The sequence below is a fragment of the Flavobacteriales bacterium genome (genome assembly GCA_025210295.1).
In the GTDB taxonomy this organism is placed as follows: domain Bacteria; phylum Bacteroidota; class Bacteroidia; order Flavobacteriales_D; family Parvicellaceae; genus S010-51.
Genome location: JAOASC010000047.1, coordinates 84,064 through 110,529 on the forward strand (window position 1 = coordinate 84,064; position 26,466 = coordinate 110,529).

Genomic DNA, 26,466 nt, shown 5'->3' on the forward strand with positions numbered 1-26,466 from the left:
AGTTAAAAGTATAAAAAAGCGAATAAAATGATTTATTCGCTTTTTGTTTGGGTATAAACTTCTACTCTATTTTCAATTGCTTTCAACCTGTCTAATATCGTTTTAAGCTGTAAAGTATCTGGCTTTTCATTGACCTGATAGTTTTGAATCATTGGTAGAGTAACTACTAACTTTAATAATTGAACCTGATTTTCAAGACGCTCCTTTTCCAAAGCTATTTGATCATTCAAATACAATAAATCTTCTTTGGAAGAACAATACGTTACTTCCGCTTCTTGAAATAGCTCCTTTATTGAATTCCTCAAAGTAGTATCCGAAATTTCAGCAATATAACGATTTGCCGTATTCCAATATTCCTCATTAATTCGAATATACTTATTATAATCAGCCAAACTGTCTACATAATATTGGTGAACTTCATCAATTGATTCCTGAATAGCACCTACCTCAACATTTTTTTCTACAGCTTCATTATACAATCGCTCTACAATATTTTCATAATCTCTCTTATAGCTAGATGAAAAACCAAAATCAGATTGGTCTTCAATTGCCTCTGGAGTTTCACGTTCTAATTCTGCTGGGGTTTGCCGCTGCTGGTTGCAGCTTAACATCCCCATAGCCAAAAGCAATGGTATAACCTTTCTTTTCATACTACTCATAAATTTCGTTATCTATTACAGTTTGAACACGTCCCACTTCTCCTGTTTCTAAACGGACTTTTATTCCTCTTGTATGCTTCGGTGATTTGGTTAAAAGCTTTTCTACAATCCCCTCTGTTAATTCTCCTGAACGTTGGTGTTGTTTTTGGACAATTTCAACAACATAACCTATTTTTATATTAGCTCTAATTGTTCCGTCTTGTTCGTTTGATTTCATATTTTTTGATGTTTATAATTCTCTATTTTCTTATCCATTCTTCTTTTTGTATTGTTATTGTATCGCATATCGTAGATTTAATAAAAAATGGAGTAAACGGTTCTATCTTATCTATTGTTATAGAAGCTGGAGAACTATCAGTTGCACCACATCCAAAACTACGTTTTGCAATTATAATATTCTTATTTTCTTTATTTATAAAAAGTACTTTATCTATACTGTGTTTGCACATATTAGAAAACACCATAAACAGAGAGAAATAAAATGTCACTACTAAAATAATCAGAATAAAGCTAGCTCCTAAAATCCAAGTAATTAAACTTTCACTTATTGACAACAATGATATAATAAACAAAGTTAAAGCAAATGGAACTGAATAATAAACAAACATCATATAGATTAATTCATAATCATCCTTTGCTATTTCTAAATCAAAAAAATATACAAGAGTTATTATTACACACCAGAAAACAATAATAAAAAACCCAAAAACATTTATTTTTTTACACATACTACACCTTGAATATTTTAGAGAAACTCAATTTCACTTCACTAAACTCTTCCCTCAAATACGCTTTACTGACCTTATCGTAAAAACGGGGCAACTTTTTGCCAATAAAAAAAGAGTTTCGATAATACCGATAGTTTTCGGGGAGAATTACAATTCCCAAAAAGAGCACCATATACAGGTAAAGGCTACGTTTCCCATTTCCAAATAATAAAAATTGTAACGCAACTTCTTCTTTTACTGATACACCATAATCGCATAATACATGGAAAACATCGTGCGTCTCATGTTTGGGTAAAAATTCAAACCCATTGGAATGGAGAAACTACCCAACTTGATACCCTAAAGAATGGGGTGGATATTTTAATAAATCCGCTGAACTTAATCCCCAAGCCTTTCGCCTTCGTTTAAAAATTTTAGCATAAGGAACTGCACTCTTTTGAAATAAAAAATGACACAATTTTTCTCGATTATTCATAGTTTGGTCAATTAGATAATTAGCGAATTAGATGATTAGATGATGAAGTATTCTTCTCTGGCAACAGACGAACTTTGTTTGTCTTTCCTTAACAGTTTAATCGTCCAATATATCATATTGAGTAACACTCCAAACAACAAGGTCATGCCCCATGTTCTAGGATGGTCAAATGGATGTATAAAACGATTGGAGATATCATAGAGTAAACCTTGGGGATTATTGAGTACATCCCAACTGTTCCAACGTAAATAACGCCCCAAATAAATTCCAAATGAAGCGACGAATAAAATTAATGAGCTAAAAATTCCGATTTGTTTATTCGATAAATAACTTCGATACAAATCTTCAATTTTTAATAGACTTAAAAAACCCAACAGTAACCCTGTCCATGCATAGGAAATAATTAAAATTAAATCAAACCACTTTGGGAAATCAGTAATCAGTCTTAAATGAAATAAATCGGTAAGAATATATGGAGCATTGGGAAAAAAGAGTAGCCAAATGATGGATACTCCTATAATCTTAAACAATTGCACACGACTTTTTGATTGAGAAGAGATCAATAAAGTGATGCTATACGGTACTGCTGCTAAAAACAAGTTCCAAACTAAAAACAGGAAATAAAATGAGCCAGAAAGGTAAACTCTAAGTATGGAAAGTAGCAGACAGAAACCTGTCATAAGTGCTAAAAGAACATGTACTTTATAATCGGATAAATTAGCTTGTAAATTTTTCATAAAATAAGTGTTAAAATTTTAGGTATAAATATGATGCTTCCTATACAAGCTGCTGCTATTGCGATAACCAACACAGCACCAGCCATAGTATCTTTCACTTTTTTGATCGATGAACTATAATTTTTAGTGACTTCATTAGCTAATGTTTCTATTGCTGTGTTTGTTAACTCAGCTGTAAGCACTAATCCAATGAGAAGGATAACGATTCCCCACTCTATTATAGATATTGACAATAGTATTCCTAGTATTAATACCAAAAGACCTGCAACTGTATGAATCTTAAAATTAGGCTCTGATTGATAAGTATTTTTTACCCCTTCAATAGCATAACCCAGACTTTTTATAAATCGTTTCATAGGTTTAATTTTCTTTGGTGATGGTAAAATCCCTATGAATTACAATTTGCTTACAATTACCATATGGGAGACTTGAAAATGGTATTGTTTTTTCTTTTCCTTCAGCATTGAAAGTCAAAGTCAACCCTTGGTTATTTTGATATGGTTCAAAGGTTATAAAATCGTAATAATGCTTTAAATACAGAACTTCTGCATCATGATTATCGATTGTTTGAGTAACTATTAACTCATTATTCATTAAAACAGAACAATGTAGATCTTGAATTCCTGTTTCGTTCCTAATTTTTAGAAAAAACATTCCCGCTACCGATTTTTGCCAATCTAGGACTATTGCAACAGAGGGAATATTGATTAAGATCACTAGTAATGTAATAAGCATGCTTTTATGGAGGTTTCTTCGATTTAGAATAACATATAACAGCAGTAATATTAGTCCTCCTATTGCGACATAAAAACAAATAATCATCCACATAAAACCTACCATTTCTAAGCGGTAAAAATCACTTGCATTGCTATATCTGCCAATGAGCCAAGTAAAAAAAATGCCCCAACCTCCTAAAAAAGGTATTGCTCCTGTTAAAAAACTGATTTTTAATAAAATTTTTGCTTTCATAATGTATTTTGATTTAGTGGGTTTTCCAGAAGTCTTTTAAGGCTACTGGGGTCTTTGTTCGTTTATTGACAAAAAAGAATTGAATCAACTCAAAGAACCATACTCTTTTTCCAATATTATTATACCAAAACATAGCTTTTCTTAATCTTCTATCTTTATGAAACAACCATCTTTTTATTGCTTTTGGTCGCATTTGCATAATGACTTCTATCAACTTAACTAATATGATAACTACCCAAGGTTTAAGTTTGGGAGTTTCTATAATTTGATGTTTATAATCCCAGTAGCTTTGATCCAATTGAATGACATTCTTCTCTTCTACTTCTTTGAAGTATGGTGTCCATTTATGGGGTGTTACATATAAAAGCTGAACCTGATCGGGGTCGTATGCTAACAATTGTTTTAAACTATTATAAAAATCTTTGAAAGTTTCTTCTCCAAAACCAACAACATAGGTTGCCATAGAAAGAATATTATGCTTCCTCAATAATTCTATAGCCTTTTTATCTTTTACTTTTGAACCAGCTTTCTTTATTTTTTCGAGAACAAGCTCATCATAATTTTCAATACCTAACAGAAAACGTTCGAAACCAGCTTTTTTATATAAATTCAGATGCTTTTCATCTCTAACAATATTATCTGCTCTTATTGACCCTACCAGAATTAAATCTAGCTTTTTGTCAATCAAAGCTTCTAAAAATAATTTCCATTCTCGTTTATTCGTTGAAGGGTTTTCATCTGCAAAATTGATGACTTCAACTCCATATTCCTTATGTAGCATTTCTATTTCATCTGCTAACTTTTGTGGATCTCTATTTCTCCACTTCTTCCAAAAAAAACTCTGCCCACAATAGTTACAAGGATATGGACACCCTCTAGAAAATTGTATAACCACAGCTTTCTTCTTTCCCCAATATGTATAATTATACCCAGCCATTAACTCCCAAGCTATTCTATAGTCGTCCAAACATTGTATAATTTTAGCACTCTTAGTTTTTATTACCTCTTGGCTGTCCCTATAGACAATTCCATCTATACAATTCAGATTACTATGGTTAGTTAATGCGTTTATTAAATCTAAACAAACCTGCTCTCCTTCACCACAGACGATATAATCTATGCAGCTATTCTTATCCATGATTTCTTTCCAATGATAGGTAGGAAAGACACCACCTATTATTATGCTAACCTCCTCGATATTTTTTTTCAGTTCTATTGACAACTGGTTGATTATTGGTTGAGCTGAAGTTGAACCTGAATGTCCCATTAATATAATATCTGGAGCTTTTTCTTGTGCTAACTTAACAATTGTTGGAAAAGACAAATTACTATAATCAGCATCTAATAATTCAACAGCATAATTAGCATCAATTAAAGGCCCTGCAATCGATAATAAACCTAAAGGAGGTAAATGCTCTTTTGCCATTCTACTCCCTATTGATTTATGAGGAGGATTGATTATTAATATCTTCATATAATTAATCTTATTAATTGTTTATTTATTCATAAAATATTGATTCCTGCTGTATTCAGCATAATTCCATGATTTTAAACTCTGTGTTGAATTATATCTAATGTTGCTGATTCTATTATGAAAATATTCTGCAGGAGAAATTCTTTGTCTTCCTATGTATCGCTCCTTATTCCATAAAATTGGATCTAAATATCCCTGGTTTTGAGAAATACTAATGAGTGCATTATCCGACAACTGTACAAGATGTTTGTAATTAACATTTTCTTGTTTGACATATTTTAGGTTATAAACAGCGATTACTCCATCCCAATTAACCATTCCCATCAAAACCAAACTAGTATAAACTGCCCAGCTATTATTAAGCATTAAATAGTATAACGACTTCTTGTTTTTTATTTTTAAATACAAGAAAAAAAGTCCAACTATAGTTAATAATAAAAAGATGTAAACTCCTATCCTTTTATGGGTTAATCCGTATTCTGAAATATAGTTATGATTACGAATAATTACAGATATAATCAATATTCCATTCTGAGCGATCCATGCATAAGCTAACTGTTTTAATCTCCTATTCTTTTTATAAAAATTTTGGTTTTTTCTAAAAACATACAGCATCACTAACATTGAAAGTAAAATACTTAAAATCAACAAATAAGTCCCCTCATGTATCATTTCAGTTAAGTTATGTGTTGATACAATTGCTTTATTAAACCACACAAAAGTGACGTCTATACTATTTATGATCAACAGCAATAAATTAATTAAACTAAGCAACACAATAGCTGAAAATCGCTCATTCTTTAATCCTAAAAATGGTATAGATGGGTATCCCATTCTCGTTTTTTGAACTCCCTCTTCTTTATAGGAATAAAGTACTGTCTTTTTTCTAGTTCTCTTACGAATAATATTTTCATCTTTTGCAACATCTTTATCCACAAAATACATCCGTTTTCCCTTTATTAATAATGTACTCGTTATAAAAAAGCCTATGATAAAAAATAGAAGACTTGGAATTGATAAGTTTTTAAAAAAGCCTGAAAAATGATCCAACAACCAATTTTCTACACTTGTTAAACCTGAATTAAAAATAGGATTAGCAATCCTAAAAATCACCATAAAAACACCTAAAACAAGTAAAGGAATAATGACCAACTTCAAAACTCTTTTGATTTTTGCTAGACTACTACTTGTGAATCTTGCTCCATCTTTTGACTTTAACTTTGGAAGTTGAAAAACTGAAATAATAAACGTCATCAAGTTACTCCATAGATATCGCAACTTTTCATTTTGAGCAAAACCAACAAAAACAATTAAGCTGATTAATGCAGCAAGAATACTGACCGAGGAATTAAAAATAAACGTTGAGCATAAACTGAGCATCAAACCTATCATCGACGCCCACATTTTTGGGTTCCACTTGGTAGCTCTAGTTATGAGGTTTCCCAGAACAATATAGCTACTAAAAAGAACTAAATTAAGTCCTAGCCCCTCCTCCCAAAATAAAAGATGAAATAGAACTGTTCCTACTCCAACTAATGCAATTTTTAAACGATTTTCTTTCATTATTATAATTTTTAAAAAGTACTTTGAATTACAAAGTTTAAAGACAAAAAAATATAGCTACTTCATTTTCAAAAACTTTTCCAATGCTGCTAAATGGTTTTTAAAAGCTTGTTTCCCCAATTTGGTAGCTTGATATGTTGTTTTGGGTTTCTTTCCCACAAACTCTTTTTTTATGGTTATGTATTCATTCTTTTCTAACGCTTTAATATGACTTGCTAAGTTTCCATCAGTTAACGATAATAACTCCTTTAAGGTATTAAAATCTACCCAGTCGTTAACCATCAGCACAGACATCACACCCAATCGAATTCGGCTTTCAAAATGTTTATTTAAACCTTGAATCATGATTAATTATTTTCTATCATATTTTAAATACATCAAAATTCCATAAATAATATGTAAAACACCAAATCCAAGTGCCCAAAATAATATACCATAACCAATAAACCACATATTTATCAACCCTAGCAAAATATTAAAGTAACCAATCTTTCCGATTTCAGAATGCGTCAAATGACTTGCATTAACACAAGCTAAACCATAGAAGATCAGGGTAACAGGAGCTACTAATGCTACTAGGTCATACCCAATTAAAAACAAACAAAATATTCCTCCAACAAATAAAGGGACTGCTAAATTGAGCAACATTTTTTTAGAGGCTTTATTCCACATCGTTTGTCCCTCTCTTTTTGCTTTACGATACGTAAAATAAAATCCAAAAAACAAAGCAGAAAACAGCACCCCTCCCCCAATTAATAGCAACTGGATAAAAATATCAACCCTTACATCTAATACAACTTGACTGTTAAAGTATCTAGCTCCAGAAACATACTTTCCTCCGTAAAGCACCCAATATCCTAATATTGCTCCTATCAAAGCAGAAACTCCTGCCATAATACCAGACAATCCACTTAAAGACAAAAATCGTGTTGAACGATCCATGATTTGCTTAATCTCATTTAAATTTTCTAAATGTTTCTCTGTATTCATTTTAAAAGTGCTTTGAGATTCAAAGTAACATCAAAAAAAAGAGTCCTCAAAATATTTTTGACTTAATTTTCCTAAAAGTTGTTAAACAATGGCATCATACATCAACGATTACACTCAAATTCTAAATGCAGATATTAACTCAATGTTAAATCGTTTATAACTCCTTGCAATTATTAACAAATAAAAGCCATATTAACGCTATTTTTTTGCATTTTTGTTAGCAATAATTAAAAATTCATCGCATAGAATATACTCATGAAAAAAGTACACAACTTTAGTGCAGGGCCATGTATCTTAGCCCCTACAGTTTTCGAACAAGCTTCACAAGCTGTTATTAATTACAACAACACTGGATTATCTCTAATTGAAATGTCACACAGGAGTCCAGAATTTGTTGAGATAATGGAAGAAGCAAGAAGTCTGGTTAAAGAAATTTTGAATGTACCAGCTGGTTATACTGTACTTTTTCTACAAGGTGGAGCTAGTTTAGGATTCTTAGAAATAGCTTACAACATGATGAGAACTCATAAAAGAGGTGGTTACATCACTACTGGTGCTTGGGCTAAAAAAGCATGTAAAGAAGCTAATTTTATGGGAGAAGGTGTAGTCGTTGCATCCTCAGATGATCAAAACAATAACTATATTCCAAAAGGATATACTATTCCTACTGATTTAGATTATTTACACTACACTTCAAACAACACCATTTTTGGAACACAGTTTAAAGCTATACCAGAAACAACTCTTCCTTTAGTTTGTGATATGAGTTCTGATATCTTTTCTAAACCGATCGATGTTTCAAAGTTTGATATTATTTACGCTGGTGCTCAAAAAAACTTAGGTCCAGCAGGTGCTACGTTATTTATTGTAAAAGACAGCATTTTAGGACAATCAAGTGTAGAAATTCCAACAATGTTGGATTTAAAAACACATGCGGATAAAGACTCTATGTTTAATACTCCTCCGGTGTTTTCTATTTATGCTTCTATGTTAACCTTAAGATGGATTAAAAGCTTAGGAGGATTGACTGAAGTTGAAAAACTAAATAACGCTAAAGCGGAATTACTTTATAATGAAATAGACCGTAACCCTTTATTTGAAGGAACGGCGGCAAAAGAAGATAGAAGCTACATGAATGTTACATTTGTACTTACAGATGAAACTAAAAAAGAAGCTTTTGATCAACTTTGGAACGAAGCCAACATTAGTGGAATAAAAGGACACCGTTCTGTTGGTGGCTACAGAGCTTCTATATACAATGCTATGCCTATTGAAAGTGTACAAGCATTGGTTGATGTAATGCAAGCTTTAGAAAGTAAATAATTAAGGCATACGAGCAGGTCATCCACGATATCTTTTGGTCAGTTCGAGTGTTTTTATTTTCATGAAAATAAAAATGTATCGAGAACCCAAAAGGATGTTGATCCTCCCCTTAACGCCAACTAAATAAGAAAATTAGAAGATTCAAGACTAACATTTGAATCAAAAAAATAAAACCATTGTACAAACAACATTGTACGCAATACAAAAAAAAATGAAAGTTTTAGCCAATGATGGTATTGCTCAATCAGGGCAAGTAAAATTAGAGGAAAACGGCTTTACAGTAGTAACTGAAACTGTCGCTCAAGAAAATTTAATCAACGAAATCAACGAAAAGAAATATGAAGTACTCTTAGTTAGAAGTGCTACTAAAGTTCGACAAGACATTATTGACAACTGTCCGTCTTTAAAAATGATTGGACGTGGTGGAGTTGGAATGGACAATATTGATGTCGCTTATGCTCGTGAAAAAGGAATTAATGTTTTTAATACTCCTGCTTCATCTTCTTTAGCTGTAGCAGAATTAGTTACTGCTCAATTATTTTCTTTAGCTCGTTCTGTTTACGATGCTGAACGTCAAATGCCTGTGAATGGGAAAGACAATTTCAAAGGGTTAAAAAAACAATACGGTAAAGGAATTGAGTTAAGAGGTAAAACTCTAGGTATAATTGGATTTGGTCGTATAGGTCAATATACTGCAAAATATGCTTTAGGACTAGGAATGAATGTCGTGGCATACGATCCATTTATGGATAAAGCTAGTATTCCAGTTAATGTTGCTGATCAAACTGTCAATATTGAAATCACAACAAGTTCTCTAGATAATTTATTGGCTAGTGCTGACTTTATTTCATTGCATGTACCTATGCCAGCTGATGGTAAAGCCTTAATCTCTACTGCTGAATTTGAAAAAATGAAAGATGGTGTTAGAATTGTAAACGCTGCTCGTGGTGGGGTAATAGATGAAGACGCTTTAATTAAAGCCTTAGAAAGTGGTAAAGTGAATAGTGTTGCCCTTGATGTATTTGTTAACGAACCTACTCCTAGAGAAGATTTATTGAGCAATAAAAAAATAGCATTAACTCCTCATATTGGTGCTGCTACTGTTGAAGCCCAAGATAGAATTGGAACTGAATTAGCAGATAATATCATTAATTTTTACAATAAATAAGATGAACAGCGATATGATTGATCAAGACTTTGTAAACTTTGAAGATCCTAATTTCAGACCTTGGGGAATGGAATTAAAAACATTTTGTATGTTAATGCACTTAGCTCAGCTTGCATCTGTAATTATTCCATTGGGAGGTTTTGTACTTCCTATCATCATGTGGGCTACCAATAAAGATCAGAGCCCAACTGTTGATCAACACGGAAAAAACATTTTAAACTGGATCATTACTTCAGTTATTGTTGTTGCAATCTGCTTTGCTTTAACATTCGTTTTCATAGGACCATTTTTATTAATGGCTTTTGGTTTGGCATCACTAATTTTTATCATTATGGCTGCCGTTAAAGCAAACGAAGGTATCATCTATGATTACCCTTTTTCTCTTCAATTGATTAAGTAAAAATGAATGACATAACCTATTGTAAGATAATGGCGTACGCATTAATGTGTACGCCATTTATACAATTAGTGATTCTTTTTATTCCTATTCCTTTTCTAATAATAATTGCCGTCATTATAGGAGGATTTTTACCTACTCTAATGTGGTTAAGAAAAAGAAACAAGGCGCTCTTAATCAATATTATTGGAAAGCAACACCTCAATTATAACCTTACTTCTCTCCTACTTATTGCTATTGAATTAACTGTTTTAAACTATTCTCCTGATGGAGCTTTATATAAAATCATAATCGGGTTAATTAACTTCTATCAACTCATAGGTTTCTTTGTAATATGGGCTTCCACCGATGAAATTAGCCAACAAAAAACAAGCGCCATCTTACCTAAACTATCGATTAGATTTATCAGCTAATAAAATTGTTCATTTTATAATTGCTCCACAATAGCTTTAGATAAAGGTTTTACATTACTCATAAAAACGTCTAATAACTTCCCTTCTTCATCAACCAAATATTTTTGAAAATTCCATTTTACTTTACTAGATTTTACTCCATTTTTTTCCCCTGAAGTTAACCAAGTATATAGAGGGTGCTGATGGTCTCCCTTTACATCAATTTTCTCAGTCATTAAGAAATCAACTCCATAGTTTTTTTGACAAAATGATTCTATTTCGTTAGCATTACCTGGTTCTTGCCCTCCAAATTGATTACAAGGCACACCAATGATGACTAGCTTGTCTTGATGTAGTTCGTGTAATTTTTGTAAATCAGCATATTGGGGAGTATAACCACATTTTGAAGCTACATTTACAAAAAGAATTTTCTTCCCTTTAAATTTAGATAATTGAATTGCTTCACCTGCTAAGCTGTTTATCTTTATTGCATATAAATCTTCAATCCCATCGTTAATTTCTGCTTTAGCTTGAGTTTTTTCAACTTTAAACTCGTTAGCGTTGATAGCCGATGTACAAGCTAAAAATACTGTACTGGCCATAAGTAATAAGGCTACTTTCTTTTTCATTTTTTGTTTTTTATTTGATGCCTAAATTAATAAGCAAAAGTTAATATTATGAATAATCTATGCTTGGTTGTTGTGATAAAATTAATTCATTCTAACCAAAGCGAATCACTCATTTTAAATAATTCATCAATTCTTGCTGTTTCTCTACTTTTTTAAATGCTCCCCCAAAAAAAACTGTAGTAGTCGAAGAAGTATCATCCTTTATTCCTCTCATAGATACACATAAATGCTTGGCATCAACAATTACAGCGACATCTTCAGTTTCTAATAAACACTGTAAATCATAACCTATTTGTTGGGTTAACCGCTCTTGAACCTGAGGCCTTGCCGCAAAATATCTTACAATACGATTAAGCTTTGATAGACCTATAACTTTATTATTAGGTATATAAGCAACATGGGCTTTCCCTATAATTGGAACAAAATGATGCTCACAATTGGAATAAAAAGTAATATCTTTTTCTAAGAGTATCTGTTGGTAATCGTACTTATTTTCAAACAACTTAACTACCGGTTTGTTTTTACTAACTAAGCCTGAAAAAATTTCTTCAACATACATTTTAGCTACTCTTTGAGGTGTTTCTTTTAACGAATCATCAGTTAGATCTAATCCCAAGGCATCCATTATTTCAGCAAAATGATAGGCGATTCTTTCCTTTTTCAATTTATCGTCTACAGCTATAGTAGCTTTATTGACAGGGGTTTCTACTTTATTCATATTTCTCATTTATTTAGAAGCTGGAAACTCTACAAAGTTTTTAGACGTCTCATACAGCCTGATTTGTATTTCTAATTTTGAATCTATTTCCTTTCTTAAAAGGTCATAAATTACTCTCGCTATATTTTCTGCTGTCGGATTTAAATATTGAAAATAACTAACTTGTTTGTTCAAATTTTTATGATCAAATTCTTCTAGTACGTACTTTTTAATCAAATTGGACAGCAATTTAGCATCCATAACATAACCTGTTTGAACATCGATTTCTCCAGTAACTTTTACCACTAATTCATAATTGTGCCCGTGGTAATAAAGGTTATTACACTTCCCAAATACCTTTTCATTTTGATCGCTTGACCAATTTGAATTATGTAAGCGATGTGCTGCATTGAAATGCTCTACTCTATAAATTGATGCTATGTTTTTCATGTTTTGTTTAAACTTTTATATCGCAAATTAAACAATATTAATCTTTTTACACTATATTTGTTTAATCTTTTTAACATTTTTTTAAACAAAACTAAAATTATGCATAAAAATTATCTCATTATTGGCGGTTCAACAGGTATAGGTTTAGCCATTGTAAATCAATTAAGTAAGACAGGTGTTAATGTAATCAGTACTTATTATCAAAGTGATCGTTTTCAAAACACCCCCAACTATCATTATCTAAATGTATTAGATAATAATTATGACTTAGACTTTGTCCCTGAGCAACTTGATGGGATAGTTTATTGTCCAGGCAGCATTAATTTAGCTCCTTTTAAGCGAATTACTTCAGAAAGTATGACCGAAGATTTTGAATTGAATGTGCTCGGTGCTTTTAAAGTTATACAACGTTTGATTCCTAATTTGAAAAAGGCTAAACAAGGATCAATCGTACTGTTTTCATCAGTAGCAGCTCAAAATGGTTTTAATTTTCATTCACAGGTTTCTACAATAAAAGGAGCAATTGAGGGCTTTACCAAAGCGCTTGCAGCTGAATTAGCACCATCAATTAGAGTAAATGCAATAGCCCCATCAATTACACAAACACCACTGGCCTCGAAATTACTCAATACTGAAGCTAAAATTGAAGCTAATGCCAATCGACACCCACTTAAAAAAGTTGGAGAAGCAGATGATATAGCACATCTAGCAACGTTTCTATTAACGGAAAAATCCCAATGGATAACAGGGCAAATTCTAACTATTGATGGCGGTATTTCATCATTAAAAATCTAACCGTTATGTTTCATTTTTTCAAAAAGAAAACAAATCTAGAAAAGCTTGAAGTAAAATATAAAAAATGCTTAGAAGAGGCTTTTCTTCTCGCACAGGTTAATCGAACTAAAAGCGATGAAAAATATAAAGAAGCTGAGGAAATTGCCCAGCAAATTGTACAACTAAAAACATCATAACCATGGCTTTTTATCAATTTAAAAGAGAACAAAAAATAAACTGTACTGTTGATGATATTTGGAACTTTATATCTTCCCCGAGAAATCTAAAAGAGATTACCCCAAACTATATGGGCTTTGATATTACCTCCGAAAATACACCTGATAAAATGTATCCTGGTCTTATCATTACCTATAAAGTTAGTCCGCTTCTAGGAATAAAAACAGATTGGATGACTGAGATTACTCAAGTAGTAGACAAACAGTTTTTTATAGATGAACAACGAATAGGACCTTACAACCTTTGGCATCATCAACATCTTATTAAACCTATCGAAAAAGGAGTGTTAATGACTGATATTGTAACTTATTCACCTCCATTTGGAATCTTAGGAGCTATAGCCAACAAGCTATTTATCCAAAATAAATTAAAAGAGATATTTGACTACAGAGTGCATGCAATTGAAAAAAAATATGGAAAATACCAAGAATAGTTTTAGCGAAAGTACCATCGATAGGATTATTGAAATGGCTTGGGAAGACCGCACGCCTTTTGAAGCAATTGACTATCAATTTAACCTTAAGGAACAGGAAGTCATAACCTTAATGCGGAGAAACCTCAAGTCTTCCAGCTTTAAAAGATGGAGAAAAAGGGTAAACAGTAAAGTAAGTTTAAAACACCTCAAAAAGAGAAACAGCGCAATTACGCGTTTTAAATGTTCCAGACAAAAACATATCACGCAAAACAAAATATCCAAAAGATGAGACCATTCCCCACAAAAATAGAAGCTATATACAAATTGATTACTGATATCGATCCTATTCAATATGCCAAGACCAGAAACTTTGTTGATGGGGCAGTGACTTATCTTTCTCCTTATATTTCAAGAGGCGTAATCTCTACTAAGACAATCTATGACAGTCTAATATCCAAAGGATATGTCCCTTCCGAAATGCAAAAGTTTATTCAAGAATTAGCTTGGAGAGAACATTTTCAACATAATTGGAATGCATTAAAATGGAAAATTGACACTGATATTAAACACCAACAAAATCCTGTTCTCAACCACAACATTCCTCAAGCAATAGTCAATGCATCGACTGGCATATCAGCTATAGATCAACAAATAAAGAATTTATATGAAACTGGCTATATACATAACCACATGAGAATGTATATCGCTTCATTGGCTTGTAATTTAGGTAAAAGTCATTGGTTAACCCCAGCTAAATGGATGTATTATCACCTACTTGATGGCGACTGGGCTAGTAATGCACTCAGTTGGCAGTGGGTAGCAGGAACAAACAGCAATAAAAAATATATTGCTAATCAAGAGAATATCAATAAATATTTTTACTCCTCTCAAGCGCAAACATTTTTAGATACCTCCTATGAAGAGCTTGGAAAATTTCCAACACCTAACGAATTGACAGAGACATTGGAAATAACACTTCAAACTCCGTTACCAAAGTCAAAAGAAGTTCAAATCGACACTACTCAACCAACTTTATTATATACTTATTACAATCTTGATCCCAACTGGCACGTAAACGCTCATTATAACCGAATTTTTATCATTGAACCCTCTTTATTTAAAAAATACCCTGTCAGTCAAAAATCTATTGACTTTGCCATTGCTCTAAGCCAAAACATCCCCAATATTCAGGTATATGTAGGTGAATTCGAAACGCTCTATCAAAGAATTAAAGCCCAGCCAATTCGTTTTAAAGAACATCCTACCAACCACCATTTTATAGGAATTAAAGAAACTAGAGCATGGATTTTTTCAACGCAAGGCTATCATAACACCTTTTTCTCCTATTGGAAAAAGTGCAAACCTGAATTGACTCATGGCTAAACAAGTGATAAATATAGTATGGTTAAAAAGAGACTTAAGACTCCAAGATCACCTTCCTTTTTTTAACGCAGAGAATAGTCATCTTCCCTATCTTACTATTTATCTTATGGAACCCTCGATGATCAATTATAAAGATACCTCATTGAGACACCTACAATTCATCTATCACTCTATTCTAGCCATGAATAAAAAGATGCTTCAATTTAATCAGCAAGTAACACTATGTTATGGAGAGGCATTAGCTATATTTCAAACCCTATCGAATCAATTTCAAATCAATACGGTATACAGTTACCAAGAAAGTGGTATCCAACGTACTTGGGATAGAGATAAAAAGGTTAAAACATTTTTCAACGCTAACCAAATACAATGGCTAGAATATCAAAGGGATGGAATTATTAGAGGAATTAACAACAGAACTGGCTGGGATAGTAAATGGAAAACGTTCATTAATTCTCCTCTTATTAAAAATACCTACAAACAACATGCTGTTTTAAATTGGAAGCATCAATTTACTGTTCCAAATGAACTACTTTCATTAATAAATCAATACCCCAAAAGTTATCAACCAGCTGGAGAACAGTTTGCCTGGAAGTATTTAGCCACCTTTACACAAGATAGAGGCAAGAATTATAGCAAATATATTTCTAAACCATTAGAAAGCAGAACATCATGTGGTAGAATCTCTCCTTATTTAGCTTGGGGAAATATATCAATCAAACAAGCTTTTCAATACATTGCAAGCTCCCCCAACTACACCACTAATAAAAAGGCTTTTAATGGTATTCTTACTCGTTTAAAATGGCATTGTCATTTTATTCAAAAATTTGAAGTTGAATGCCGGTATGAAACCCACTGTATCAACAGAGGCTATGAACTTTTAGAACACAACAATAATCTTGATTGGGTAAAAAAATGGGAAGAGGGAAAAACGGGTTATCCTTTGGTTGATGCCTGCATGAGATGTGTAAAAGAAACAGGATGGATTAATTTTAGAATGCGTGCTATGGTCGTTTCTTTTTTATGCTATAACCTTGATCAAGATTGGCGCTTAGGAGTTTATTACCTTGCTCAACAATTCCTTGATTATGAACCAGGAATCCACTACCCTCAATTTCAAATGCAAGCAGGTACAACTGGTATCAATACTATACGAATGTACAATCCCATAAAACAATCACAAGATCACGATCCTGACGGGATTTTTATTAAAAAATGGATTCCCGAGCTTCGAGAATGTCCCAAAGAATTTATCCATGAGCCTTGGAAAATGACACCTTTAGACCAAAAGTTCAACGAAATAAAATTAGACTATCCATCCCCTATTGTCGAGATCGCAAGTAGTAGCAAAAAAGCAAAAGAAAAAGTATGGGGGCATCGAAAAAATAAACTCGTTCAACAAGAAAAGAAACGTTTAATCATAACACATACACGTAATCACAAAAAAAGATAATATGTATTTTTCAAGACAAGATATACTCAATTTAGATCATAAAAAAAGATTAAATATTATTAACTCGTTATCGGGTATTAAATCAGCCAATCTAATTGGAACGGTTAACCAAACTAAGCAAACTAATTTAGCTATTTTTAATTCTTTAATGCATATTGGAAGTAATCCACCTTTAATTGGCTTTATTATGCGCCCCTCTACAGAAGTAAGAAGACACACTTTTGAAAATATTATCGACTCCAATCAATTTACGGTCAACCACGTAAACAGTTCCATTCTACAAAATGCACACTATACTTCTGCTAAATTTTCAGCCGACCAATCTGAATTTAACGAATGTAAGTTAACCGAAGAATACGCCTATAATTTTAACGCGCCCTTTGTAAAAGAATCAATCATTAAAATTGGTGCAACACTAGAAGAGGTTCTACACATTAAATCTAATGATACCCGCTTAATCATTGGTAAAGTTCAACATTTAGTCCTCCCAAGTCATCTCATTAGTGAAAAAGGTTATTTAAACCTAGAGGAAGCAGATTCTGTAGGTGTAGGAGGGCTCAATACTTATTACCAACTAAAAAAAACAACTACATTTCCCTATGCCAGATTAACTGAATTACCATTTTTTGGATAAAGCATATGATCTTAATATTAAAATAATATAATGCTTATTTAGAATCACCTCAAATAATCATCGAGCTGGGTATAAAATATACCAATTAGTATATTATTTGTATTTTTGACAAAATCGATACAAAATACAAGCACTATGTCAACTAAATATCCACACTTATTCGAGCCTTTAGATTTAGGTTTTACAACGCTAAAAAATAGGTTTTTAATGGGTTCTATGCACACTGGACTCGAAGAACATAAAGGAGGGTATGAAAAAATGGCAGCTTATTATGGTGAACGTGCCAAAGGAGGTGTTGGATTAATTGTAACTGGAGGTATTGCGCCCAATGTAGCAGGTTGGGTTGGTCCATTTTCTAGTAAAATGACCAATAAAAAAACAGCATTAAAACATAAAATCGTAACTGATGAAGTCCATAAACATGGTGGAAAAATTTGTATGCAGATATTGCATACAGGACGTTATGGTTACCACCCATTTGCTGTAGCTCCGAGTGCTTTAAAAGCTCCTATTTCTCCTTTTAAGCCTTGGGCTTTAAGTAAGCGAGGAATCAAAAAAACAATTAATGATTTTGCAAAAGCTGCTGAATTAGCTCAACTAGGAGGATATGATGGCGTAGAGATTATGGGTTCTGAAGGTTATTTAATTAACCAGTTTATTGCAGCAAAAACCAATAAAAGAACAGATGAATGGGGTGGTTCTTATGAGAACAGGATTAAATTCCCTTTAGAAATTGTTAGAAAAGTTAGAGCGCGTGTTGGCAAAGATTTTATTATTATTTTCCGTTTATCAATGCTAGACTTAGTTCCTGGAGGTAGTCAATGGGAAGAAGTTGTTTTATTGGCTAAAGAACTCGAAAAAGCAGGAGTGACGATTATCAATACAGGGATTGGATGGCACGAAGCTAGAATCCCAACCATTGCGACAATGGTACCAAGAGCTGCCTTTAGTTGGGTGACTAAAAAGATGATGGGCGAAGTTAATATTCCATTAATTACAACCAACAGAATCAACGATCCAGAAGTTGCTGAACAAGTATTGGCTGACGGTTGTGCAGATATGATTTCTATGGCTAGACCTTTCTTAGCTGATCCTGAATTGGTAAACAAATCAAAAGAAGGACGTGAAGATGAAATTAATACCTGTATTGGTTGTAATCAAGCTTGCTTAGATCATATCTTTAAACGAAAAACAGCTAGTTGTTTAGTAAACCCAAGAGCATGTCACGAAACGGAGTTAAATTATACGCCAACTAAAAAAGCAAAAAACATTGCTGTTGTCGGAGCTGGACCAGCTGGATTAGCAGCTTCAACAGTTGCTGCTCAACGTGGCCATCATGTCACCTTATTTGATGCGGCATCTGAAATTGGAGGACAATTTAATATTGCTAAACAGGTTCCTGGTAAAGAGGAATTCTACGAAACGATTCGTTATTTCAATAAACAAATAGAACTCACAGGAGTCAACCTACAACTCAATACCAAAGTTGGTGCTGAAGATTTAAAAGATTTTGACGAAGTAATTTTAGCTACTGGAATTACACCTAGAACACCTAAAATTGAAGGCATCGACCACCCTAAAGTTCTCAGTTATATTGATGTTTTGAAACACAAGAAAAACGTAGGAGAAAAAGTTGCCATTATTGGTGCAGGAGGTATTGGATTTGATGTAGCAGAATACATTACCCATGAAGGGGAGGCCACTTCTCAAAATGTTAAAGCATTTTGCGAAGAATGGGGAATTGATATCACCAACGAAGCTAGAGGTGGTATTGAAGGGGTAGCAGCTCATGTTCCACCTTCTCCTAGAAGTGTTTATTTATTACAAAGAAAAGAAACTAAAGTTGGAGCTGGTCTTGGTAAGACCACAGGCTGGGTACACCGTTTATCGCTTAAGAACAAGCATGTAAAAATGCTCAATGGTATTCAATACAACAAAATCTCTGATCAAGGTATACACATTGTAAGAAAAGATAAAGAAGAGCTACTTGATGTCGATACAATTATTGTATGTGCTGGTCAGCTCAGTAAAAAAGATTTAGAAGCTCCTTTGCAACAATTGGGTAAAAGTGTTCATTTGATTGGAGGAGCTGATTTAGCAAGCGAATTAGACGCAAAACGAGCGATTAAGCAAGGGAGCGAACTCGCAGCTCAACTGTAAAGATCAGTTAGCATTTTACAAAAAAATACCACATTAATTTTAAACTAAAACTAATGTGGTATTCATCGGAAATCAACCCAATCTATCCTAGTTAATGACCAGTCTAGATTGGTAACGATTTCCTACCCTATCTACTACAATGATGATATAAACTCCTGACCTTAATCCGTTTAATGGGACATTCACTTTTGTGCTATTAACAGCAATTGAACGAACTATTTTTCCATGGATACTGGTTAATTCAATACGTTCCATTTCAATGTGTTCTTTATCATGTCCTATCAATAGTATATTCGTATTTTCGTTTGCCGGATTTGGATATGCTAACACAAACGGTTGGTCGGTATCTGATAAATGCTCACTAATCAAAATCTTGGTATTGTTGGTAATGATGTATTCATTATAATCAAACTGAATAGCTGCTTTATTATATACAGGAGTATATGGAGCTAAATCTTGCTTAGGTAATATGGAGAATGAGACATACCCCATACTTCCTTCTGGATTACTTGCTGAATCTGGTAGTTCTATCTTATAGTTTACCCAAGTGACTACTCCATCCACCAACGATACTGAGAACGGATGTGATGAACTTTCAATTTCAAACGTGTTCCAATCCAAATTGTTCGAAAGTGTATCTATTATTTTTACAATTCTTGCTGCATAATTCCCTATGTTTTGGAATCTAATTTTATAATATAAACGGTCATTTCTATTGGCTATTTTTTGAATTCCCTTATTCATTACAAAAACCATCTTATCGTTTGGATCTAATGACCCTACTACTCCATCTGTCATCGAATAAGCATTATTCTCTGTGCTACATTCTGTATTACTATAACTAACAGTGGCATCAATTGTAACCAATTCTTCTAATGCAGCATTGACATCCACAGAATCGGTTAAATTAAACACAGTATCCGATAGCGCATCTATCCCGGAGAAAGTAAGGGAATAAGTTCGATACCCTCCATTTTCGTTAGACAGAATCCAATTATTATCTAAAATATAGACATTATCTGTCATAACTAAAGCAACTGTAATGTTGTCTGTTGCATCATAAGCTCCCTCATTATTCACTACGACATTCAACATATTGGTTAATCCTTTTCTAAAAGCTGTTGTCCCCAAATGCATCGTTAAATCTGGTGAAGTACAGACTGCATTGTTTCCAAAATCTCTATTTGAATAATGCGTCTCATTTTCTTGATTTACCTCAACAACATATCCTTCCTCATTTGCTGGAGTTGTTTGTGTCCAATTAGCATGCTCAGACTGATTAATGGTATAAGTTCCATTGTCTACATACAATTGATAATAACCATTTTCATCAGTAAAGACTTGGAAATTGCCAGGTGTTACCATTAAGTTATGATTTGGAATTCCTTTCTCTCCTTGATCCTGAACGCCATTACTGTTGGCATCATGATAAACTGTTCCAGAAATTTTAGCTCCACACTCTTCATTGATTGTATGTATTTGATTGATACTAGGTGCCAACATATTGGTTACAACACCTGATGGCCATAATATAATCAGACTATCAATAGCAGTTGCATCTAATATTCCAAATAAAAGAGTAGACGAGTTTTGGCCTCCCATGGCAGACGTTTGTGTAGAAACATGTTTTGTCTGCCATACTGGAGAACCATTAATAGTAGCCTTCACTTTAACCATTGCCCCTATCCCAAATCTGTTAGAGTTACAACCTACTAATTTTACACCGATATGATTGGTACATGACCCCTTTTCATTAATGAAGAAATCATTGGCATTCTCATCTATATTGGACACGAATAAATCGTAGTCACCATCATTATCAAAATCAGACCATGCAGTACCATAAGAATCATTTTCATCTTCAGTAATCGCATTGTTCATTTTTGTAAATGTCTTGTTTCCATTGTTAGCAAATAAATAGTTTTTATTCCCTTGATTATTGGCTACAATTAAATCTAAATCTGCATCGTTATCAAAATCAATCCATGAAGCCCCATGGGAATTAGAAATATTTGTTACCACAATACTATTCGTTATTTTCAAGAACGTTCCATCACCATTATTCTCATAGAAAAAGTTAGGCTCTATTATACTTGAATTGGTTACATATAAATCTAAATCCCCATCATTATCATAATCTCCCCATGCACCTCCTACAGAGTTTCCTCCATCTGTTACAACCGCTCCTGTTAGAATTTCAGTGAATACCCCCGTTTCATTTTTAAACAACTGGTTATTTTCTCCATTTGTATTCGCTATAAATAAATCTAAATCGCCATCATTATCCATATCTCCCCATGCAACACCCACAGCCGAAGTAGCAGATTGAGCGACAACACTTGATGCATCTGGAGTAAACCCTCCTTGTCCATCTCCTTTAAATAAATAATTGAAATGTGTTGAATGGAAGTCTGAAACAACTAAATCTAAGTTTCCATCTTGGTTATAGTCTGCCCATGCCGCTGAATGTGAATAAATCCCTTCATCTACAACTGGATTATTTTGAATAGAAGTAAACGTTCCATCTCCATTGTTATGGTATAATTTATTGGTGGAGTTAACGTTATTGGTTACAAATAAATCCAAATTCCCATCATTATCATAATCTCCCCATGTTCCTGAAATTGATGTCCCTAAATCGGTAACAATAGCTCCTGTTGTAACTTTTGAAAATGTTCCATCTCCATTATTATGATAAAGTATATTCGGTTCAGTAATATCATTAACTGGCACAAACAAATCGTCGTATCCATCATTATCGTAATCTCCCCAAGATGCACTCCAACTATTTCCTATATCTAAATGCAATCCTGCTGTATTATCTTTCTGAAATTTCGAATTTGGATCATAAGCTAAATTCACTGTAGGTACACTTTCTGTACAAGCATTTTTACCATTAATTCGTATTTGTACATAATCTCCTTGTAAAAATTGTTCTCCTAATTTTAAGGCTGTTCTTAAACGATATCTATTGTTAGAAACATCTAATATTCCTGGGATTCCATCTGATTGAAAAGATGCTTCATAATCGTTGATGGCATATTCATAAATTCCATTCGAAAAAGTAGGATCTCCAATCGTATTGTATGAATTTGAGATATTATATTGGAATTGACTCGAATCATCTAAAACAATAATCTTTGTCGTATCAGATGAAATGACTTCTATGGTCATATCATACATGTGCGCAATCTTTACACTCGTTACATCCACCGTTAAGTTCACCTGTTTACTACACGGATCTTCTAATAGCTCAGAGGTTAAACGAGTTTGAAAAGCCGATTGTTTAGGTTCTACATATAGTACCATGCTTTCGTATCCACAAGTAAAACTTGCAAAATCTGTTGGGTAACCTGTACATTCAAACCCTGAATAAACGGTCATCAAAACAGTATCACAATTCGAATAAGTTCCATATATGGTTAAGTTCGCTGTTGCTCCTCCACTTATTGACCCAATTAAATAAATATCGTTTTGTAACGTTAATGTTTGACTGGTATTATCATTTACAATTGAATCAATCACAATATTACTAGGTGGGTTGATATGTACCCATGCATTATCTGCTCCTGCACTTGACGTATTTTTCACCTTATAATCCCATTCAACACTTCTGGTATTCGCATCTTGCCAAGGCGCTTCTGAAGACACCTCTAATGCTGGTGGAGAATACCTAATCCTATCAGGCCCTGAAGCACTAATATACCCCGTCTCTACACCATTAATGGCTGCTGTTTCTTCATAATTAAAGGTCCAATAAATATTTTCATAAACATTCTTTGGAGATGTACAAGCTGGAGCAATTTCAACCGTCAATTTTCCATGAAAGCCATCATCACTCACAACTAATTGCCCAGAATTATAATATTGTTCTAAATCATAATAAAGCGTATCTCCATTAATAGCATCTGGCATAATACCATTTATCGTTTGCGTGGTGGTATAGTTTGTTCTTCTTGTTCTATATTGTTGTATTTTACTTGAGATTACTGAGTAATGCGTTGGAATTACTACTTTAGCTTCTTTTAAGAATCCCCATTGTCTACACTCATAAGGGAATAAATTTCCTCCCCCATAATTACTTGATAAAGGGCCTATAGATAAGCCAAAATTTTGAACGATATTTTTAGTACATGAATTCACCGTAGCATTATTAGCACTATTGTTTCTCCAGCTGTATCCTATCAATGTAATGGATCCATGCTTCGCAATACATGATTCTTTTTGCCCACTTGTCGGATTAGCTACTGCACTTAAATAAAACTCATTAATAAAAAGCGTTTCTTTTATTAATCCTGAAACCGAAGAACTCACACGATAATTCATTTCTACTTTTATCGAATCTTCAGTTGCATATTGATAACCGATCAAACTAGCATTTAATCCAGAAAGGTTAGCAACTGATAAATCAAAATCAAAATCTCTTTGATTCCCAGAGGTAGCCGTTGTAGCTGTTACCCCATTTACAATATGGGAGGTTGTAGCGCTTGCATCATAAATAGTTACAGTAGCATCAATAAATGATAACGAGCTTCCATAGTCTACAGACGAAGTATAATTCGCATAATCCCAAGTAGCTGCTGTCGCTGCTATGACTGCTGTTGCTGTTGCTTTTATTGTATCCCCTACCATGGCTCTGTTTACTTTTACTTTAGAAAAATCTAAGCTCCCAGAGCCATCAGCCAACCCATCAATATTATTATCTGGCGCACCAAAATTAGTACGTTCAATTTGAAAATCTAAAACATTTAATGAGGCACAAGCTCCTAATGGACAATACAGGTATGTTGAAACTTGAGTATTACATTCCATAGGTATTGCACAAGATGGTGAACAAGTAGTATCTGGCACATAATCTAGTGTCATGTCTATCGTTTTCCAGCCAGCCGAACCACAATCACCTGAGATTGATAAGGTCATTTCACTTTTATTAAAATTAAACCCTGTATTTGCAGGAAATATAGCTGTTACAATATTATCATTAGTATTATAATTGACCGAAGTTGCTGCTAGTGAAGCACCATTTAAAGCTAAGTTAATGCCCTCATAAGTGATTCCCTCTTGTAAAGTAAAAGTAGCTGTGTAATTCGCTCCTGGCCCTACTGGAAGGTTGTTTTTATAACTAGAAAATAAAAATGTTACATCTTCTGTTTGATTGGCATATAACTCTAAAGGTGTTTCTGTAAAAAATGTAACGTATTGAGAATTGTCATTTTGACCAACCAATGACTTAGAATAATTTTGACTTCCACAAACATCCGAATAGCTTACATCAGACTCCCATCCTTTAACCGCATCATTACTGCATGTTTGTAAACAACAAGAATAAGAATCCCAATTAATATAAATGGTATCGTCTGGTAATAAATCGGGTAATGTAAACGCTACTTTCCCTATAGGACTATTCCCTAAACAACTGTAATCGCCTGCTGAATTACAGACAGTATTCACAGCGTTGGTTACATTGATAACTTGTCCATTGGCACCTACTTTATAGGTCAATGAGTTTTCATCAATTCTAGAAAAAATATTTTCATTATATCCATTACCTTTCGACTTATAGATATCAATAGCTACATTAGACGCTAGTCCAGAACCGGTATTAATTACAGATAATTGTTGCGCTGAAGCATTACCATTACCAAAACAGGAGTTTAAACTTTCGGAAGCCACTAACTTTAATGATGGTGTTTGAAAATCAATTGTGATATTACTATAACTTGTTGAACTATTAATTTGATCTCCCTCACATCCCCACAAAACATTAAAAGATGTTCGATTTAAAACATCCGAACAGCTTGTTCCGGAAAACGTTTCTACAATTGAAATCGATTCGTTTTGATCTAAAAAGTGATCATTATTTCCAATAGAACTAAAATCGGCACCAGACAATATAATTGTATCCCCACTGATGGTGCCGATGTTGCTCCCCAAGACTGTTAAATTCCCCGTATTTTGTACATCTGTTAAATAAATCCTATCCGTTTTACCATTTCCCCCATTAATAATATTGATTGTTCTAGAAGAAGATGTCCCACTTACTATCGTTTGATTTTTTGGTGTCACACTTAATATACTCAAAACAGGATAAAGTATGTTATAACTATCACTTTGTGTCGATAATGTATCCTCATTACAAAAAAGATCTATCCCATTTCTAAAAATACCTCCTGAATTCTGAAATGCAATTGCATCTTGATTAGCAGTATAAGCTATTGAAAACTGAACACTATCCCCTACATTAATATCATTTACAGAAAAGATCAATGCTGTATCACTCGTCACATTAAACTCTTGAACATTTAAACTCGTCTGTTCTACTACTGAACTTGCTACATAAGCGATCCCTTGAGGCAACTTTATTTTTAAGTTTACGCCTGTTAAGCTTGCTGCTCCGTCATTAATATATTTTACTTGAAAAACACTTGATGATTGACAAACCGTCAATTCTGATTCTGGTGTTAAATTAAACTGAGCTTGAGTAACTAAATAACTTAGTAATAAAAGTAGTGTGTAGTATATTCTCTTCATATTCTTGGGGTTTGCTCCTAAAAGAGAAATAATCACACCAAACAAAAACAACAACTGATTTACAGGTAGTTACAAAAAAAACAGTAAAATTGTTGGTTCATTTTGGGAATGATTTTACAAATTATGGAAAATATTCAACCATATCATCACCAATAAATCCTCTATTTTTTCATAAAAAAAGCCCATAAACATAAAGTTCATGGGCTTCAATAGTTCTATTACAACTGG

26 protein-coding genes are annotated in these 26,466 nt (G+C 33.2%); 12 read left to right on the plus strand and 14 right to left on the minus strand.

The window, feature by feature from the left end; genetic code table 11:
- Positions 1-32 precede the first annotated feature (32 nt).
- The 10 genes from N4A35_15770 to N4A35_15815 form a co-directional block, all read right to left on the minus strand.
- Positions 33-650 (minus strand): hypothetical protein, encoded by a 618-nt coding sequence (locus N4A35_15770; GenBank protein ID MCT4582870.1) that lies wholly within the window; start codon positions 648-650, stop codon positions 33-35.
- Between the two features lies 1 nt (position 651).
- The gene (locus tag N4A35_15775; protein ID MCT4582871.1) at positions 652-876 is read right to left on the minus strand and encodes a YwbE family protein; all 225 of its coding nucleotides are present in this window, start codon (positions 874-876) and stop codon (positions 652-654) included.
- Between the two features lie 22 nt (positions 877-898).
- Positions 899-1,387: a hypothetical protein gene (locus tag N4A35_15780; GenBank protein ID MCT4582872.1), complete on the minus strand. Its 489-nt coding sequence runs from the start codon at positions 1,385-1,387 to the stop codon at positions 899-901.
- 510 nt (positions 1,388-1,897) lie between these two features.
- On the minus strand, positions 1,898-2,599 hold the full coding sequence (locus N4A35_15785; GenBank protein ID MCT4582873.1) for a DUF1361 domain-containing protein: 702 nt from the start codon (positions 2,597-2,599) through the stop codon (positions 1,898-1,900).
- On the minus strand, positions 2,596-2,955 hold the full coding sequence (locus N4A35_15790; GenBank protein ID MCT4582874.1) for a diacylglycerol kinase family protein: 360 nt from the start codon (positions 2,953-2,955) through the stop codon (positions 2,596-2,598). Before N4A35_15790 ends, N4A35_15785 begins: the two co-directional genes overlap by 4 nt.
- Positions 2,956-2,959: 4 nt before the next feature.
- The gene (locus tag N4A35_15795) at positions 2,960-3,568 is read right to left on the minus strand and encodes a hypothetical protein (GenBank protein MCT4582875.1); all 609 of its coding nucleotides are present in this window, start codon (positions 3,566-3,568) and stop codon (positions 2,960-2,962) included.
- Between the two features lie 13 nt (positions 3,569-3,581).
- Positions 3,582-5,042, minus strand: a complete 1,461-nt coding sequence (gene bchE, locus N4A35_15800; protein MCT4582876.1) for a magnesium-protoporphyrin IX monomethyl ester anaerobic oxidative cyclase — start codon at positions 5,040-5,042, stop codon at positions 3,582-3,584.
- A gap of 21 nt (positions 5,043-5,063) precedes the next feature.
- Positions 5,064-6,605, minus strand: coding sequence for a DUF4173 domain-containing protein (locus N4A35_15805; GenBank protein MCT4582877.1), 1,542 nt, complete (start codon positions 6,603-6,605; stop codon positions 5,064-5,066).
- 57 nt (positions 6,606-6,662) lie between these two features.
- Positions 6,663-6,950 carry a transcriptional regulator gene (locus N4A35_15810; GenBank protein ID MCT4582878.1) on the minus strand — a complete coding sequence of 96 codons (288 nt, stop codon included), beginning with the start codon at positions 6,948-6,950 and terminating at the stop codon, positions 6,663-6,665.
- Positions 6,951-6,956: 6 nt separating this feature from the next.
- The gene (locus N4A35_15815; GenBank protein ID MCT4582879.1) at positions 6,957-7,595 is read right to left on the minus strand and encodes a hypothetical protein; all 639 of its coding nucleotides are present in this window, start codon (positions 7,593-7,595) and stop codon (positions 6,957-6,959) included.
- A gap of 255 nt (positions 7,596-7,850) precedes the next feature.
- On the opposite strand from N4A35_15815, the gene serC reads away from it, so the two are divergent.
- From serC to N4A35_15835, 4 genes are all read left to right on the plus strand, one after another.
- Complete coding sequence (gene serC / locus N4A35_15820; protein MCT4582880.1) at positions 7,851-8,918, plus strand: 3-phosphoserine/phosphohydroxythreonine transaminase; 1,068 nt, start codon at positions 7,851-7,853, stop codon at positions 8,916-8,918.
- A 211-nt stretch (positions 8,919-9,129) separates the two neighbouring features.
- Complete coding sequence (locus tag N4A35_15825; protein ID MCT4582881.1) at positions 9,130-10,086, plus strand: D-2-hydroxyacid dehydrogenase; 957 nt, start codon at positions 9,130-9,132, stop codon at positions 10,084-10,086.
- Between the two features lies 1 nt (position 10,087).
- Entirely contained in the window at positions 10,088-10,486 is a 399-nt protein-coding gene (locus tag N4A35_15830) for a DUF4870 domain-containing protein (GenBank protein ID MCT4582882.1), read from the plus strand.
- 29 nt (positions 10,487-10,515) lie between these two features.
- Positions 10,516-10,896, plus strand: a complete 381-nt coding sequence (locus N4A35_15835; protein ID MCT4582883.1) for a hypothetical protein — start codon at positions 10,516-10,518, stop codon at positions 10,894-10,896.
- A gap of 14 nt (positions 10,897-10,910) precedes the next feature.
- Here N4A35_15835 and N4A35_15840 read toward each other — a convergent pair whose 3' ends face one another.
- From N4A35_15840 to N4A35_15850, 3 genes are all read right to left on the minus strand, one after another.
- Entirely contained in the window at positions 10,911-11,381 is a 471-nt protein-coding gene (locus tag N4A35_15840) for a glutathione peroxidase (GenBank protein ID MCT4582884.1), read from the minus strand.
- Between the two features lie 232 nt (positions 11,382-11,613).
- Positions 11,614-12,222: a GTP cyclohydrolase I FolE gene (gene folE, locus N4A35_15845; GenBank protein MCT4582885.1), complete on the minus strand. Its 609-nt coding sequence runs from the start codon at positions 12,220-12,222 to the stop codon at positions 11,614-11,616.
- A gap of 9 nt (positions 12,223-12,231) precedes the next feature.
- Complete coding sequence (locus N4A35_15850; GenBank protein ID MCT4582886.1) at positions 12,232-12,651, minus strand: 6-carboxytetrahydropterin synthase; 420 nt, start codon at positions 12,649-12,651, stop codon at positions 12,232-12,234.
- A 99-nt stretch (positions 12,652-12,750) separates the two neighbouring features.
- On the opposite strand from N4A35_15850, the gene N4A35_15855 reads away from it, so the two are divergent.
- From N4A35_15855 to N4A35_15890, 8 genes are all read left to right on the plus strand, one after another.
- On the plus strand, positions 12,751-13,446 hold the full coding sequence (locus N4A35_15855; protein ID MCT4582887.1) for an SDR family oxidoreductase: 696 nt from the start codon (positions 12,751-12,753) through the stop codon (positions 13,444-13,446).
- Between the two features lie 5 nt (positions 13,447-13,451).
- Positions 13,452-13,622 (plus strand): Lacal_2735 family protein, encoded by a 171-nt coding sequence (locus tag N4A35_15860; protein ID MCT4582888.1) that lies wholly within the window; start codon positions 13,452-13,454, stop codon positions 13,620-13,622.
- A 2-nt stretch (positions 13,623-13,624) separates the two neighbouring features.
- Entirely contained in the window at positions 13,625-14,095 is a 471-nt protein-coding gene (locus tag N4A35_15865) for an SRPBCC family protein (GenBank protein ID MCT4582889.1), read from the plus strand.
- The gene (locus N4A35_15870) at positions 14,076-14,366 is read left to right on the plus strand and encodes a TIGR03643 family protein (protein MCT4582890.1); all 291 of its coding nucleotides are present in this window, start codon (positions 14,076-14,078) and stop codon (positions 14,364-14,366) included. The genes N4A35_15865 and N4A35_15870 overlap by 20 nt, the downstream gene beginning before the upstream one ends.
- Complete coding sequence (locus N4A35_15875; GenBank protein MCT4582891.1) at positions 14,363-15,460, plus strand: deoxyribodipyrimidine photolyase; 1,098 nt, start codon at positions 14,363-14,365, stop codon at positions 15,458-15,460. The genes N4A35_15870 and N4A35_15875 overlap by 4 nt, the downstream gene beginning before the upstream one ends.
- A complete protein-coding gene (locus tag N4A35_15880; protein MCT4582892.1) occupies positions 15,453-16,913 on the plus strand; it encodes a DNA photolyase family protein in 1,461 nt (486 codons plus the stop codon). The genes N4A35_15875 and N4A35_15880 overlap by 8 nt, the downstream gene beginning before the upstream one ends.
- A 1-nt stretch (position 16,914) precedes the next feature.
- On the plus strand, positions 16,915-17,547 hold the full coding sequence (locus N4A35_15885; GenBank protein MCT4582893.1) for a flavin reductase family protein: 633 nt from the start codon (positions 16,915-16,917) through the stop codon (positions 17,545-17,547).
- Between the two features lie 135 nt (positions 17,548-17,682).
- Positions 17,683-19,707 carry an NADPH-dependent 2,4-dienoyl-CoA reductase gene (locus N4A35_15890; protein MCT4582894.1) on the plus strand — a complete coding sequence of 675 codons (2,025 nt, stop codon included), beginning with the start codon at positions 17,683-17,685 and terminating at the stop codon, positions 19,705-19,707.
- Positions 19,708-19,794: 87 nt separating this feature from the next.
- Here the strand turns inward: N4A35_15890 and N4A35_15895 are convergent, their stop codons facing one another.
- Positions 19,795-26,238, minus strand: a complete 6,444-nt coding sequence (locus N4A35_15895) for an FG-GAP-like repeat-containing protein (protein MCT4582895.1) — start codon at positions 26,236-26,238, stop codon at positions 19,795-19,797.
- Between the last annotated feature and the right edge of the window lie 228 nt (positions 26,239-26,466).